The 14,201-nt window shown below is 70.3% G+C and carries 8 protein-coding genes and 1 pseudogene; 5 read left to right on the top strand and 4 right to left on the bottom strand.

Going from position 1 to position 14,201, the window contains the following annotated elements; translation table 11 throughout:
- A pseudogene (locus BZL64_RS15410) lies at positions 1-285 on the top strand (SAM-dependent methyltransferase); the annotation flags it as partial.
- Here BZL64_RS15410 and BZL64_RS15405 read toward each other — a convergent pair.
- Entirely contained in the window at positions 242-766 is a 525-nt protein-coding gene (locus BZL64_RS15405) for a hypothetical protein (RefSeq protein ID WP_341868803.1), read from the bottom strand. The pseudogene BZL64_RS15410 and the gene BZL64_RS15405 sit on opposite strands and share 44 nt — an antisense overlap.
- On the bottom strand, positions 763-1,242 hold the full coding sequence (locus tag BZL64_RS15400; RefSeq protein WP_086769757.1) for a hypothetical protein: 480 nt from the start codon (positions 1,240-1,242) through the stop codon (positions 763-765). Before BZL64_RS15400 ends, BZL64_RS15405 begins: the two co-directional genes overlap by 4 nt.
- A gap of 39 nt (positions 1,243-1,281) precedes the next feature.
- On the opposite strand from BZL64_RS15400, the gene BZL64_RS15395 reads away from it, so the two are divergent.
- Entirely contained in the window at positions 1,282-2,289 is a 1,008-nt protein-coding gene (locus BZL64_RS15395; RefSeq protein ID WP_086769756.1) for a helix-turn-helix transcriptional regulator, read from the top strand.
- Between the two features lie 39 nt (positions 2,290-2,328).
- Positions 2,329-4,266, top strand: a complete 1,938-nt coding sequence (locus BZL64_RS15390; RefSeq protein WP_158101533.1) for a rhamnogalacturonan lyase — start codon at positions 2,329-2,331, stop codon at positions 4,264-4,266.
- A 72-nt stretch (positions 4,267-4,338) separates the two neighbouring features.
- Here BZL64_RS15390 and BZL64_RS15385 read toward each other — a convergent pair whose 3' ends face one another.
- Positions 4,339-7,005, bottom strand: a complete 2,667-nt coding sequence (locus BZL64_RS15385; protein WP_086769755.1) for a cellulose binding domain-containing protein — start codon at positions 7,003-7,005, stop codon at positions 4,339-4,341.
- A gap of 180 nt (positions 7,006-7,185) precedes the next feature.
- Positions 7,186-10,101, bottom strand: coding sequence for a glycoside hydrolase family 48 protein (locus BZL64_RS15380; RefSeq protein WP_086769754.1), 2,916 nt, complete (start codon positions 10,099-10,101; stop codon positions 7,186-7,188).
- A gap of 1,152 nt (positions 10,102-11,253) precedes the next feature.
- On the opposite strand from BZL64_RS15380, the gene BZL64_RS15370 reads away from it, so the two are divergent.
- A complete protein-coding gene (locus BZL64_RS15370; RefSeq protein WP_086769753.1) occupies positions 11,254-12,978 on the top strand; it encodes a glycoside hydrolase family 6 protein in 1,725 nt (574 codons plus the stop codon).
- A gap of 202 nt (positions 12,979-13,180) precedes the next feature.
- Positions 13,181-14,149 carry a class I SAM-dependent methyltransferase gene (locus BZL64_RS15365; protein ID WP_086769752.1) on the top strand — a complete coding sequence of 323 codons (969 nt, stop codon included), beginning with the start codon at positions 13,181-13,183 and terminating at the stop codon, positions 14,147-14,149.
- Positions 14,150-14,201: the final 52 nt, after the last annotated feature.

Here is a 14,201-nt window from a genome sequence, read left to right as displayed (position 1 = left end):
GCGGCCCGCGACGCGGCGGCGCTCGTCGACTCCTACGCCGCCGGCCGCGGCCTCGTCCCCGCGGGGCACGGCCGCTTTCCCGGCCGAGGTCAGGGCCGCAGCCCGCGCCGGACCATCGCCGACCTGCGGCGCGGCTGGTTCGTCACGCTGCCGCCGGGCGAGCCGATCGCGGAGACGTTCGCCGCGCGCCTGGCCGCGCTGCCCGATCAGGACCGGCCCCGCCCCGATCCCTGGTTCACGCTCAGGGCGTACCGCAAGCCGGGGGCGGCGTCGGCGGACGTGTGAAGTCCATGATCCAGTTGGTCACCCAGGTCCCCGCCGTCGGCGGAGAACGCCTGCTCCCAGCGGGCCGCCGTCGCCGACACTCCCGACCATACGAAACGCCCACGCACATCCTTGCCGATGGGGGTCCCCCGCTCGACCGAAGCGGAGAGTGGGGGAAGGTGTCCTCGCCGTGGAACTCGCCCCGGCCGCCGGTGAACCGGCCGACGACGGGCGGGAACAGCCGGCCGGTGCCGCTGGACGACCAGTGCAGCGACCGCTGCCGCGTCGACGGGTCGAACAGCCGCAGCGTCAGCCCCTTGGATCCCAGGTGCGGCATGTCGATCTCGTCGAGGTTCGCGGCCCCGTCGAACACGGGCAGGCAGTGGCTGGTGCTCGGGAACTCCGGCTCCCAGTCGCTGCCGGGGTCGAGGAAGCCGGAGCGGCGGCGGTGGCGGCCCTGCCACTCGCCGTGGAGGAAGTCGAAGTCGTGGGCGGTGCTCATGCGCGGTCCCCCGTGGTTCCGGCGGGCATCGAGTCGCTCATGTAGGCGCCGAGGTCCGGCACTTCGGGCGCGAGGAGGTGGCGTACCCACGCGTCCCGTTCGTGCAGGAGGGGCGGCAGCTCCCAGACGCAGCCGATCCACGGCCGGTCCGTCGCGACGAAGTGCGCGGGATCGCGGTCCGGGCAGCCCAGCACCGGCTGGCCCGCGGCCGCGCCCCGGAAGTGCAGGACGTTGTCCCACACCCAGCTGTAGGCGTTGAGGTAGGCGCCGTCGTCGCCGCCCCGGTGCAGCACGACGAACGTGGCCGGCGGTGTCCCGTCCGGCTCCGGCAGCAGCTCCGGCAGGATCGCGTACGCCGCCCGTTCCACGTCGGGCGCGATGCCCGCCGGGTCGCCGGTGACGTGGTAGCGCTTGATGCTCCGTCCCGCCACCTCGATCGGCGGGTGCACGGTCAGCAGTTTCTCGGTGAAGGCCATGGCGCGACGTTAGGGGCGCTTCACTGACATCCTGTGTCAGTGAAGTCCAGCCGACTCGTCTCGATCCTGCTGCTGCTCCAGACCCGCGGCCGGATGACCGCCGCCCAGCTCGCGGCGGAGCTGGAGGTGTCGGTGCGCACGGTCTACCGGGACGTCGAGGCCCTGGGTGCGGCGGGCGTCCCGCTGTACGGCGACGCGGGGCACGCGGGTGGATACCGGCTGCTCGACGGGTACCGCACCCGGCTGACCGGGCTCACCACCGAGGAGGCGGAGGCGCTGTTCCTGGCGGGCGTGCCCGGTCCCGCGGCACAACTCGGCCTCGGCGCGGTGCTGGCCGCCGCCCAGCTGAAGGTGCGGGCGGCGCTGCCGGAGCAACTGCGCGCACACGCCGACCGGGTCGCCGGGCGCTTCCATCTGGACGCGCCCGGCTGGTACGCGCGGGCGGAGGAGGCACCGTATCTGCCGGCGGTCGCCGACGCCGTGTGGAACAACCGTGTACTGGATATCGCATACCGTCGATGGCGTACGCCCACCGACGTGGACCGCCGGCTGGAGCCGTACGGCCTCGTCCTCAAGGCGGGCCGCTGGTACGTCGTCGCCGGTCCCGGCCCGCGGACGTTCCGCGTCGACCAGATCCTCCGCCTCACCGTCTCCGGGGAGCGGTTCGTCCGCCCGGACGACTTCGACCTGGCCGCCTACTGGACGGCGTACCAGCGCGACTTCCACGAGCGGCTCCACACCGCCGAGGCGGTGGTGCGGCTGGCACCGGGCGTGACCCTGGCACGCGCGAGACCCGTGGCGGAATCCGTGGGGGAGGGCGCGGAGGCGGACGCCGACGGCTGGATCGTGGTCACCGTCCCCATCGAGTCCGTGGAGCGGGCGCACGACGAGTTCCTGGGCCTCGGCGCGGGCGCGGAGGTGCTCGGCCCGCCCGAACTGCGGGCGCGCCTCGCCCGGACCGTGACCACGCTGGCCGAGCGTTACCGCGCCGCCGCCGGAAATCCGTACGACGACCCCGGCAACCCCAGGCCCGCCGACGGCAACTGAGAGAGCGGAACCCGTCCGCCCTCTCGGGAGGTACGTCACGTGCAGCACCCGCACCCGCACTCACCCACGCCCGAACCCGCGCCCGCACCCGCGCAGAACCGTCCGGGTCCGCCCGCGCACCGCAGACGCCGCCGCACCGCCGTCCTCGCCGCCTCGGTCGCGGTGACGGCGCTCGTCGGCGCCGGACTCACCACGCTGGCCACGGACAGCGCCGAAGCGGCCACCGCCCGCCAGGTCGAGAGGCTCGACCGCGGAGTCGTCAGCGTGCACACGGACAGCGGCAACCTGGTCAGCTGGCGCTGGCTCGGCACCGACCCGAACGACGTGTCCTTCAACGTCTACCGGGCCGGGACCAAGGTCAACTCGACCCCGGTCAGCGGCTCCACGAACTTCTTCCACTCCGGCGCCCCGGCCCAGGCCGACTACACGGTCCGCGCGGTCGTCGGCGGTGCCGAACAGGCCGACTCGGTCCACGCGGTCCAACTGCGCACCGGCTACAAGGACGTACCGATCACCCCGCCCGCCGGCGGCACCACCCCCGACGGCGTGGCCTACACCTACGAGGCGAACGACGTCTCCGTCGGTGACCTCGACGGCGACGGCGCGCTCGAGTTCGTCCTCAAGTGGTATCCGACGAACGCCAAGGACAACTCCCAGTCCGGCTACACCGGCAACACGGTCGTCGACGCCGTCAAGCTCGACGGCACCCGCCTGTGGCGCGTCGACCTGGGCCGCAACATCCGCTCCGGCGCCCACTACACGCAGTTCCAGGTGTACGACTACGACGGCGACGGCAAGGCCGAGGTCGCCATGAAGACGGCCGACGGCACCAGGGACGGCACCGGCGCGGTCATCGGCAGCTCCAGTGCCGACCACCGCAACTCCAGCGGTTACGTCCTGGCCGGCCCCGAGTTCCTCACCATGTTCAACGGGCAGACCGGCAAGGCGATGGGCACGGTCGACTACGTACCGGCCCGCGGCACCGTCTCCTCCTGGGGCGACTCCTACGGCAACCGCGTCGACCGCTTCCTCGCCGGCACCGCCTACCTGGACGGCACCCGCCCGTCGCTCGTCATGGCGCGCGGCTACTACACCCGTACGGTGATCGCGGCCTGGGACTGGCGGAACGGCGCCTTCACCCGCCGCTGGACCTTCGACACCAGCTCCTCCACCAACTCCGGGAAGGGTTACGACGGTCAGGGCAACCACTCGCTGTCCGTGGCCGACGTGGACGCCGACGGCAAGGACGAGATCGTGTACGGCGCGATGACCGTCGACGACAACGGCAACGGCCTGTGGACCACCAAGCTCGGCCACGGTGACGCGGGCCACCTCGGTGACCTCGTGCCGTCGCGGGCCGGACTGGAGTACTTCAAGGTCTCCGAGGACACCAGCAAGCCCGGCTCCTGGATGGCGGACGCACGCACCGGCCAGATCCTGTGGCAGACGGCGTCCGGCGCGGACAACGGCCGAGGCGTCGCCGCCGACATCTACGCCGGCAGCGCGGGCGCCGAGGCCTGGTCCGCCTCCGACACCACCCTGCGCTCGGCGACCGGCGCCTCCCTCGGCCGCGAGCCGTCCAGCATCAACTTCGTCACCTGGTGGGACGGCGACCCCGTCCGCGAACTCCTCGACGGCACCCGTATCGACAAGTACGGCACCTCCGGCGACACCCGCCTGCTGACCGCCTCCGGGGTCCACTCCAACAACGGCACCAAGTCCACGCCGTCCCTGTCCGGGGACATCCTCGGCGACTGGCGTGAGGAGGTCGTCTGGCCGACCTCGAACAACACGGCCCTGCGCATCTACTCCACGCCGGTCGAGACCGGCACGAAGATCACCACCCTGCTGCACGACACCCAGTACCGTACGGCCCTGGCCTGGCAGAACACCGCCTACAACCAGCCGCCCCACCCGAGCTTCTTCATCGGCAACGGCATGGCGACGGCACCCCGGCCGACGGTCTACACGCCCTGACCCCTTCCGCGCGAAGGGCGCGTGCCGGTCGCGGCACGCGCCCCACGGGTCCAGGGTCCTCCCGGTGGCGGCTCAGTTCACCGCACAGCTCTGATCACCGAGTTTGAACGCGGCCGGTTTCGCGTTGGTGCCCGACCAGTCGCCCGTGAAGCCGAAGCTCACCGAGGAGCCCGCCGCCACGTTGCCGTTCCAGCCGATGTTCCTGGCGGTCACCGTGGCTCCCGACTGGGTGTGCTCGGCGTTCCACAGCTGGGACACCGTCTGACCGTTGGCGAAGGCCCAGTTCAGCGACCATCCCGACCAGGCGCTCGTCCCCGTGTTGGCGAGTTTCACGTCTGCCTGGAAGCCGCCGGACCACTGGTTGGTGATCGTGTACGTCACCGCGCAGGCGCCCGTCGGCGTCGGGTCCGTACCGCCACCGCCACCGCCACCCCCGCCTCCGGGGTCCGAGGTGTCGCCGTAGATCACGCCCCGGCCGTTCGTCGAGACGTACACCCGGCCGTAGACCCGCGGGTCACCCGTGATCGCGTCGCCGGTCCAACCCCACTGGTGGGCGTCGTCGTTGATCCGCGTCCAGGTCACGCCCTTGTCCGTGGAACGGAAGATGCCCCGCACTCCGGCGATCTGCGCGCTGGTGTACAGCGTCTGGTACGAGGCGCCGGGGGCCGCCTTGCCGAAGCCGATCGTGTCGGCCTGCTCGACGTTCGACAGCTTGGTGAAGCTCGCGCCGCCGTCCGTGGAGTGCCACAGCCCGTAGGCCCCGTCGCTCGCCCCGCCGGCCAGCCAGATGTCGCCCTTCGCGCCCGGCAGCGCCTTGAACCGCACGCTGTCCCCGCTGGGCAGACCGGTCGCCGGGGAGGCGGTGAAGGTCGCGCCGCCGTCCGAACTGACGTAGAACTTGCCCGACTTGAACCCGTAGAACGTCTTGGCATCGACGCGGTCGGATTCCACGATCGCGCCGGCCGGGATGCCGCTCGACGCCGACCAGGAGGTGCCGAAGCCCGTCGTGTGGTGCACGCCCGCGCCCGCCGGACTCCACACGAAGCGGCTGCCGTCCGCCGCCGCGGCCACCGTCCCGCCGCCGCTCACCCCCGAGGGATCGGTGCCCGCGAACCAGTTGGCGCCGTTGTCCGTCGAGAACGCCACATGCGGGCCCGAGTCGAGATTCCCGGTCCGCACCACCGTGTTCGGGACGGCCTCCGCGAAGTCCAGGCTCGTCGTCGTGGTGAAGTTCGGCGAACTGAACATCATCGACGGGACCTTGGTCAGATCCGTGTGCCGGAAGCCGCCGATGTCACCGAGGGCGCTGAGCAGCGGGGCACCGGACGGCGGAGAGGCCAGGTCCAGGACCGCGGTCTCCTCCAGGCCCTGCACCATCGGCTTGATGGTGAACTGGCCGCCGGAGTCCCACTGGGTGAGGTTCTCCGTGCCGTAGACCGTCGCGCCCGTGCCGTACATCATCCGGTTCGAGTCGAACGGGTCGATCTCCAGCGACTCCGTCATCCAGCCCAGTTTCGGCGACTGCTCGGGCGGCGACGGGTTCGCGCCCCAGGTCAGCCAGGGGGAGGAGGAGACGTCCATGGTGTAGCGGTTCTGGCGGGTGGGATACGAGGAGTAGTCCCAGGCCTTCGTCCAGGTGCCGCCGCTGTCCGTGGAGCGGAAGATCTGGGTGTCTGGCCACCAGGAGCTGTAGGCCGTCGCCATCACCGTGCCGGGACGCTGCCGGTCGAGCGTCAGACCGCTGAAGCCGTAGTAGGTGTCGGCCTCGGCCACCGGGCTGATGTCGGTCCAGGTGCCGGTGGCCGTCGCGTACCGGTACAGCCGGCCTTTCCCGCCGTCGTACGGGCCGCCCTTGTCGCTGTATGCGATGTACAGCTGGCCGTTGACGGTATCCAGTACACCCTTGTGCGCGAGTTGTCCCGTCGGCTGTCCGGCCACCCGCGACCAGGTCGCGCCGGCGTCCGTCGAGCGGTACACCGCGTTGGCGGTGTCCGCGACACCGACGTAGATCGTCTTCGTCGCGTTGCCCGAGGTGCCCGTGGACTCGTCGAAGGTGACCCAGACGATGCCCTGGTTGTCGGAGGAGTAGCCGCTCGTGTCGCTCGGATCCTGCACGTAGTTGCCCACGTTGGGGAAGTTGGCCACCTGTGACCAGGTCACCCCCGAGTCCGTCGACCGCCACAGCCCCTTGCCGCTCGGCGCGCCCAGGTACAGCACGCTGCCCCGGTTCGGGTCGACGGCGAGCCGCTCACCCATGCCCCGGCCGGGCATGTTCCCGCCCAGCTTGAACGGCAGACCCGCCTTCAGCCAGCTCGCGCCGCGGTCCGCGGAGCGCATGACGGCCCCGTTCCCCGGATCCCAGCTGTTGGTGTACGTGCCGACGGCCGCGTACACCTTGTCCGGGTCGACGGAGTCGGAGGCCAGGCTCACCACGCCCGTGTGCCCCCAGTTCGCCCAGCCGACCGAGTCCAGCAGCGGCGTCCAGGTCTTGCTGTTCTGCTGCCAGCGGTAGGCGCCGCCGATGTCGGTGCGGGCGTAGGCGAGGTCCTTCTCCTTGCGGTTGAAGACGATGCCCGGGACGAAACCGCCGCCGTCGATCCGGGCGTTCTTCCAGGAGTACGACTCCGCCGCCAGGGTCGTGGTGGGGGGAGCGCCGTCGGCGGCCAGTGCGGGCGGGGTGCCGGCGAGCAGGCCGGCCGCGAGTGCCAGCGCGGCCGTGAGGATGCGGGTTCTTCGCACGGTGGGGGTCCTTCCTCGCGAAGCCATGTGAGCCCAGATGAGGGGTCGTCGTGCGGGAGGTGCGACGACCGGGCGGTCCCCCTGTGCGGGTGGGGACCGCCCGGCGCGGTACGCGGAGCCTTCGGGCCTCACGTCCGGATCGGGCCGGGCCTGATCCGGACGTGAGGCCCTGGCGGGGACCTATTCGAGAAGCTCCGCGTACGAGCCCATGGCCATGGCGATGTCCGCCTGGGCCCAGAACCGGTGGTACGTGAACACGGGCGCGGCTCCGCCCGCGAGGTAGCTCTCGATCTTCGACCAGGACGGGTCGTCCTCGTAGAAGGACCTGATCGAGTCGAAGGTCGAGGAGGCGCTGATCGGGTCGCCGTTCGGCATCGTGCCGGTCCAGCCGCTCGGGACGTACACGCCGTCGTCGAAGCGGTTGTAGTCGGCGCGGGTCTCGGGGACCGCGATGCCGAGGGCGTCCTGGTTGTTGGTCCACATGCCGTCCAGCAGCGCCTTCGCCGTCGCCTTCGCCTCCGCGTCACCGGACTTGGCGGCGTAGTACGTCAGAGTCCTGGCGTAGGCGGCGGCCACCCCGACGTCGTTGGTGTAGTCGGCGACGGTGACGTGAAGTCCGGTGTTGCCACCGGGACTCGACGCGTTCCAGGTGTCGGGCTGGCCCGACCACTGGAGGGTGGAGGGGATGAGGAAGGAACCGTCCGGGTTGACCGTGGTCTTGGACAGGGCCCAGTCGACCCACTTGTCCAGGACGACCTTGGCGTCGGCGTCACCCGTCTGCTGGTAGTACTCGGCCACCCGCTCCATCGACCACGCCTGGAAGCCGAACCACTGGTTGGACGGCGGGTCGTGGTAGACGGGCTGCTGGTCGTAGTACATGCCGTAGAAGGTCGACTTCCCGGCCGGGGGAGTCGCGTAGCGGCCCGCCCAGCTGTTCGTCGCCCCGCCCGCGATGGCGCCCTCACTGGACTGGAGCCAGCGGTAGAACTCCAGCTGACGGTCCAGCGACTTGGCCCAGTCCGCCTGTCCCGTGGCCGACTTGGGCTTCAGGTCGGCGTAACTGCTGAGCGCGTAGGCGGCCAGGGGGTTCTGGTAGCCGCCGTGCGCGTGACTGGATCCGATGCGCCAGGCCCAGCCGGCACTGGTGTCGGTGGCGCCGCCCCACGCGTAGTACCAGGACAGCAGGTAGTGCGAGGAGTCCTTGCCGGTGCCCGCGGGGCAGGCCGACGGACCGACGCAGTTGCCGACCTTCTTGAAGTACTTGTCGTACATCGCGTAGCGCAGGTAGTCGCCCATCTTGGCCGCCTTGGCGAGGGTGGCCGAGACCTGGCTGCCCTTGCCCTGCTGCTCCGCCCAGATGTCCGCCCAGTACGCGGCCTGCACGGCCCGCGCGTCGGCGTCCGGGGCGTTGGTGAACTTCCACTGCTTGGCGTAGGAGGCGTCACCGGTGAACAGGTCCAGGTAACCGTTCCTGCCGCCGTACGTGAAGTTGTCGCAGGTCGGCTGCGGCACTGTCTCCCACACCGATTCCTGCGCACCGCGCTGGAAGGTGTTGATGTACGACGGGCCGGTGTCGGACGGGCCGGCCTGGCACTTCCCGGGGGAGTTGCCGTAGCCGTACACGTTGTCGACGTCCTGGAGCCAGTGCATGGCGTAGACGTCGTCCGTGCCGTACGCGGTCTTCAGCTCACCGGCGATCGGATCCGGTCCCACCGACACGGCGGCGTCCAGCTTCGCCGGATACTCGTTGGGCGTGTCCAGTTCCGGCGCGTACGTCGCCGGTTTGGAGGCGTTGTAGAAGGAGTTGGTCGGCTGGTCGGCGTGGGTGGGGATCATGTACTTCTCCATGATCTCCCAGGCGCCGTTGAACTTGGTCCAGTCGCCCGTGACCTTGCCGTACATCGCCTGCAGCCAGAGCAGATAGCTGTAGGCCTCCGACGTGGTCTCGTGCCCGTGGTCCGGGGCCTCGACGATCAGCGTCTCCACCGAGTGGTACGGGATCCCCTCGGGCGAGAAGTAGCCGTTCGCCGGGTTGGTGATCTTGCCGTACAGCTCCAGGAAGCGCGCGTCGTACGCCTTCGTCGCGGCGATCTGGGTGGCCGTCACCGAGGCCTTGGCGTGCCCGGTCGCCGACGACTCGAAGGTCGCCGCGCCCGTGCCGGAGCTGTTGCCCGTGATGGTCACCCGCTGTGCGGTGTTCCAGTTCGACGGCGTGAACGTCAGGCTCGCGCCGCCGGTCACCGTGAGTCCCGTGTTGCCGCTCGTCCGGGCGGTCGTCACGGTCACGTTGGCCGACGGTTGCGTGGAGAGCCGTATCTCGTACGTTCCCGTCTTGCCCTGCTGGACGGCCAGCTGGGTGGTGGAGGCCACCAGGGCCGGTCCCGAGGCGACCGTGATGCCGACCGGCGTGGACGATGCGGAGGCGCCCAGACTGTCGTAGGCCTTCGCGACCAGAGAGTGACTGCCCACGGTCAACCCGGAGGCGGACAGTGAGTAGGGCGCGCTGGTGTCGGTGCCCAGCAGGGCCGTGTCGTCGTAGAACTCGACCTTGGAGACGGTCGCGCCGTCGGCAGCCGCCGAGGTGGCCGCGAGCGGCACCGCGTCACCCTGGGTGTAGACCGCGCCCGCGGTGGGGCTGGTCAGCACCGTGATCGGCGGCTGGTGGGCGCCGGTGCAGGGCGTGCCGTTGACGGAGAAACTCGCGGGAGCGGCGTTGCTGCCGCTGTAGGTGAACTGCGCCCCGGTGCTGACCGCCGCGCCGGCGGCGATCGTCCCGTTGTACGAGGCGTTGGTCACCGTGATCTGCTTGCCCGACTGCGACCAGCTGCCGTTCCAGCCGTTCGACAGCTTCTGGTCCCCCGCGTAGGCGTACGCCAGGGTCCAGCCGCTGATCGGGTCCGTGCCACGGTTGGTGAGGGTCAGATCGGCGGTGAAGCCGGAGCCCCAGTCGTTCGTCTTGTAGTCCACGCTGCACTGAAGTGCCGCAGCCTGGGCGGAAGTTGTGAGCGTACTCAGTGTGGCCAGGGGGAGCGCGAGGGCCGCCAGAGCGGCGGTCCACAGTCGCCGCGCCCTGCGGCGTCTGCGTGAGGGATCCATGGTGCTGGTTCCTCCTTGCGGCTCGGAGAAGGGGGGAGGAGCAACAAGCCTTGAACCAGTGGGAGCGCTCCCATAGTGGGGACGGGGGTGTGAGCGGTCAAGGTGCTTGAAGAGTCGAAAAGATTCGACACACGTTGCTGAGGGAAAGTCAGCGCCTCCTCTGTTCTTTGCCGACACTTGGCGCTAGCTTCGTTGACACCAGTGGGAGCGGTTCCATCAGTCGACGCGTCCGTACCGACGCGCCCGAGCTGTAAGGAGTCGCTCATGCGACACCCCCCGCGTTCAGTACTTTTAGCCGTCACCGGCACGTTCGCCCTCGCCCTGGGCGACCCTGCCGGTCATGACGGCGCACGGAGCCGGACCCGTCCGCACGGTGGAGCACTTCGTCACCGTGCCGGGGTACGCCGGCTTTCCGGTGGCCGTGAAGGTCACCGACCACACGGCCGCCATGAGTGGCCGGCGCCTGACTTTCGACTTCACCGACGGGCAGAAGGTCACGCAGGGCTGGAACGCACGTGGTCCCGGTCCGGTACGACCGTCGTCGCGACGAACGAGAGCCACAGCCACAACGGCACAACGTGCGACGTCGACGTCGGCCGGTGGCACGTGTCGAGGCGCACGGCATGACGCCGATCGTCGAACCGCACCGGACGCAAGGCCAGTACACGGGCCGGTCGGCCGACCGCTCCGACGTGCACGCCGACTGCCGCAGTCCGATGCCGCAAACCCATGCCGGAAACCGATGCCGGACAGGCGCCGCGCTCCGGCGTCCCGGCTGGTCGCCGGGATACAGGATCCCTTCTCCGACGAACGCTGTCGGAACCTCACACTCGCCCCCGTCGCCGCCCGGGTTCCGCCGGTGGCAGGGGAGATCGGCGAGAACAGCCGTTCACCCGGATTCGACGACCAGATCATGACGTGTTTCGACGACCGCGGACTGTCGTGCCCGGGGGCCGGACCTGGAGCACCTGGGACTGCTCCACCGGTCCGTCCCTGAACTCGGGGCACGACAGGACACCCACCGCGTACGGCACCGGGCCGCGTGATCATCGGCGCGCCCTGAACGGCTGACACCAGCACCACCCGACCACCGCAACCGCTAGGGAACCGCGCACCCATCGACACCCGCGACCGAGAAGGAAACCCGCACTCATGAGCCGTAGCAGAACAGCGATACTCGCCGCACTGGCGTTGGTCGCCGGTGCCTCCGGGACGGCACTCGCCGTCGTCCCCGGTGACGCCGGCATCGCCGCCGCGCCCTGCACCGTCGACTACAAGGTGCAGAACGACTGGGGCAGTGGCTTCACCGCCAGCGTCACCGTCACCAACAACTCGGCCGCCAAGTCGAGTTGGGCCGTGAAGTGGTCGTACGCCGGGAGCCAGAAGGTCACCAACGCCTGGAACGCGAAGGTCACCCAGTCCGGCGCGGCCGTCACCGCCGCCAACGAGAGCTACAACGGCACGCTGGCGACGGGCGGTTCGGCCAGCTTCGGGTTCCAGGGCACCTACAGCGGCAGCAACGCGGTCCCGGCGACCTTCACCCTCGACGGCGTCACCTGCAACGTCGACGGCGGCGGCCCCACCGACCCCGGTCCGACGGACCCCGGTCCGACCGGTCCGAGCACCAAGGTCGACAACCCCTACGCCGGCGCCAAGGTGTACGTGAACCCCGAGTGGTCGGCGAAGGCCGCGGCCGAACCGGGCGGCAGCCGTGTCTCCAACCAGCCCACCGCCGTCTGGCTCGACCGCATCGCCGCGATCAACGGCGTCAACGGCGGCATGGGCCTGCGCGACCACCTCGACGCGGCACTGACGCAGAAGGGCTCCGGCGAACTCGTCGTCCAGCTGGTCATCTACAACCTGCCCGGCCGTGACTGCGCCGCCCTCGCCTCCAACGGCGAGCTGGGCCCGACGGAGATCGACAAGTACAAGACGCAGTACATCGACCCCATCGCGGCGATCCTCGCCGACTCCAAGTACGCCGGGCTGCGCATCGTCAACACCATCGAGATCGACTCGCTGCCCAACCTCGTCACCAACACCGGCAGCCGCCCCACGGCCACGCCGCAGTGCGACGTGATGAAGGCCAACGGCAACTACCAGAAGGGCGTCGGCTACGCCCTGAACAAGCTCGGTGACGCGCCCAACGTCTACAACTACATCGACGCGGGCCACCACGGCTGGATCGGCTGGGACGACAACTTCGCCCCCAGCGCCGCCCTGTTCAAGGAGGCGGCGACCGCGGAGGGCGCCACCGTCAACGACGTCCACGGCTTCATCACCAACACGGCCAACTACAGCGCCCTGAAGGAGAACAACTTCACCATCAACGACAACGTGGCCGGCAAGTCGGTCCGCGAGTCGAAGTGGGTCGACTGGAACCGCTACGTCGACGAGCTGTCCTTCGCCCAGGGCTTCCGCAACCAGCTGGTGACGACCGGCTTCAACTCCGGTATCGGCATGCTGATCGACACCTCCCGCAACGGCTGGGGCGGCACCGCCCGGCCCGCCGGACCGGGCGCCACGACCACCGTCGACACGTACATCGAAGGCGGTCGCTACGACCGCCGCATCCACATCGGCAACTGGTGCAACCAGGCGGGTGCCGGCCTCGGCGAACGTCCGCAGGCGGCCCCCGCGGCCGGGATCGACGCCTACGTCTGGGTCAAGCCGCCGGGCGAGTCCGACGGCTCCAGCAGCGCCATCCCGAACGACGAGGGCAAGGGTTTCGACCGGATGTGCGACCCGACGTACACGGGCAACCCGCGCAACGGCAACAGCATGTCCGGCGCCCTGCCGAACGCGCCGGTCTCCGGGCACTGGTTCTCCGCCCAGTTCCAGCAGCTGATGCAGAACGCGTACCCGCCCCTGCCGTAACCGCCGCAACCGAATGACCCGCCGGGGATCACCGCCCCGCCCTGCCCCGGCGCAGTGTCCGGCCGCTTCCGTCCACGGGAGCGGCCGGGCCGCGTTTCCCTGGGAAACCGCTTGCTGTTTTTTGCCGTCCCGGCAACAGCGGTGGCCTCCGGCCGGTGCGTCGACGCACGCTGTCAGCACGACGGACGAGAGGCTGACCACCATGGCGCATGAGCAGCACGAACAGCACGAACCACATGAACCGCACCGGCACGAGGGGCACGCCCGCGACGGGCAGGCGTCCGAGGCCCACCACGGTCACGCTCACGGTGATGGTCATGGTCACGGCACCGAGATCGACTGGGCCGCGATGGCTCCGCATCTCGAGGCCCAGGCCGAACTGTTCATGCCTCTGTACGAGAAGGCCTTGTCCTGGCTCGGCAAGGAGGTGACCGAGCCGGGGCTGATCGTCGACGCCGGCAGTGGACCCGGCGTGGTGTCCTGTCTGTTCGCCGAGGTGTTCCCGGGTGCGCGAATCATGGCCGCCGACGGTTCCGGACCGCTCCTGGAGCGGGCGCGGGCACGGGCCGACCGGCTCGGCCACGGCGACCGATTCGGCACACTGGTCGGTGAACTCCCCGGTGCCCTGGACGAGTTGGAGTACCCCGCCGACCTGATCTGGGCCGGCCGCAGTCTGCACCACCTCGGTGACCAGCGCGCCGCCCTCGCCGCGTTCGCCGAGCGGCTGGCGCCCGGCGGCACCCTGGCCATCATGGAGGGCGGCCTGCCGAGCCGGTTCCTGCCGCGCGACCTCGGATTCGGCCGCCCCGGTCTGGAAGCGCGCCTCGACGCGCTGGAGACGGAGTGGTTCGCCCAGATGCGGGCCGACCTGCCCGGAGTCGTCGAGGAGGCCGAGGACTGGGCCGCGCTGCTGAGCGCTGCGGGCCTGAAGCACGCCCGCAGCCGCAGCTTCCTGCTCGATCTGCCGGCCCCCGCCTCCGATCGGGCCCGCGCCTACATCGCCGACTACTTCGGCCGCCTGCGCGACAACTTCGGCGACACCCTCGACCCGGGCGACCGGGCCGTACTCGACCGGCTGCTCGACCCGCGGGACCCGGCGAGCGTGCACCGCAGGCAGGACCTGTTCGTGCTGGCCGCCCACTCGGTGCACACGGCGGTCAAGCCGGTCTGAGGACGAAGGCTTTGAGCAGCGCGTCAGCACGACGTCCGTGCGCGAAGGGCGC

This window comes from Streptomyces bobili, from assembly GCF_002154575.1.
In the GTDB taxonomy this organism is placed as follows: Bacteria; Actinomycetota; Actinomycetes; order Streptomycetales; family Streptomycetaceae; genus Streptomyces; species Streptomyces bobili.
Note: the sequence above shows the minus strand (reverse complement) of the source record. Positions and strands in the feature narration are given on the sequence as shown.

What these genes read in the sequence shown, in the direction of transcription:
- BZL64_RS15370 (WP_086769753.1), top strand. Translation starts at nt 11,254, where the DNA reads ATGAGCCGTAGCAGAACAGCGATACTCGCCGCACTGGCGTTGGTCGCC.
- BZL64_RS15380 (WP_086769754.1), bottom strand. Translation starts at nt 10,101, where the DNA reads ATGGATCCCTCACGCAGACGCCGCAGGGCGCGGCGACTGTGGACCGCC.
- BZL64_RS15365 (WP_086769752.1), top strand. Translation starts at nt 13,181, where the DNA reads ATGGCGCATGAGCAGCACGAACAGCACGAACCACATGAACCGCACCGG.
- BZL64_RS15400 (WP_086769757.1), bottom strand. Translation starts at nt 1,242, where the DNA reads ATGGCCTTCACCGAGAAACTGCTGACCGTGCACCCGCCGATCGAGGTG.
- BZL64_RS15405 (WP_341868803.1), bottom strand. Translation starts at nt 766, where the DNA reads ATGAGCACCGCCCACGACTTCGACTTCCTCCACGGCGAGTGGCAGGGC.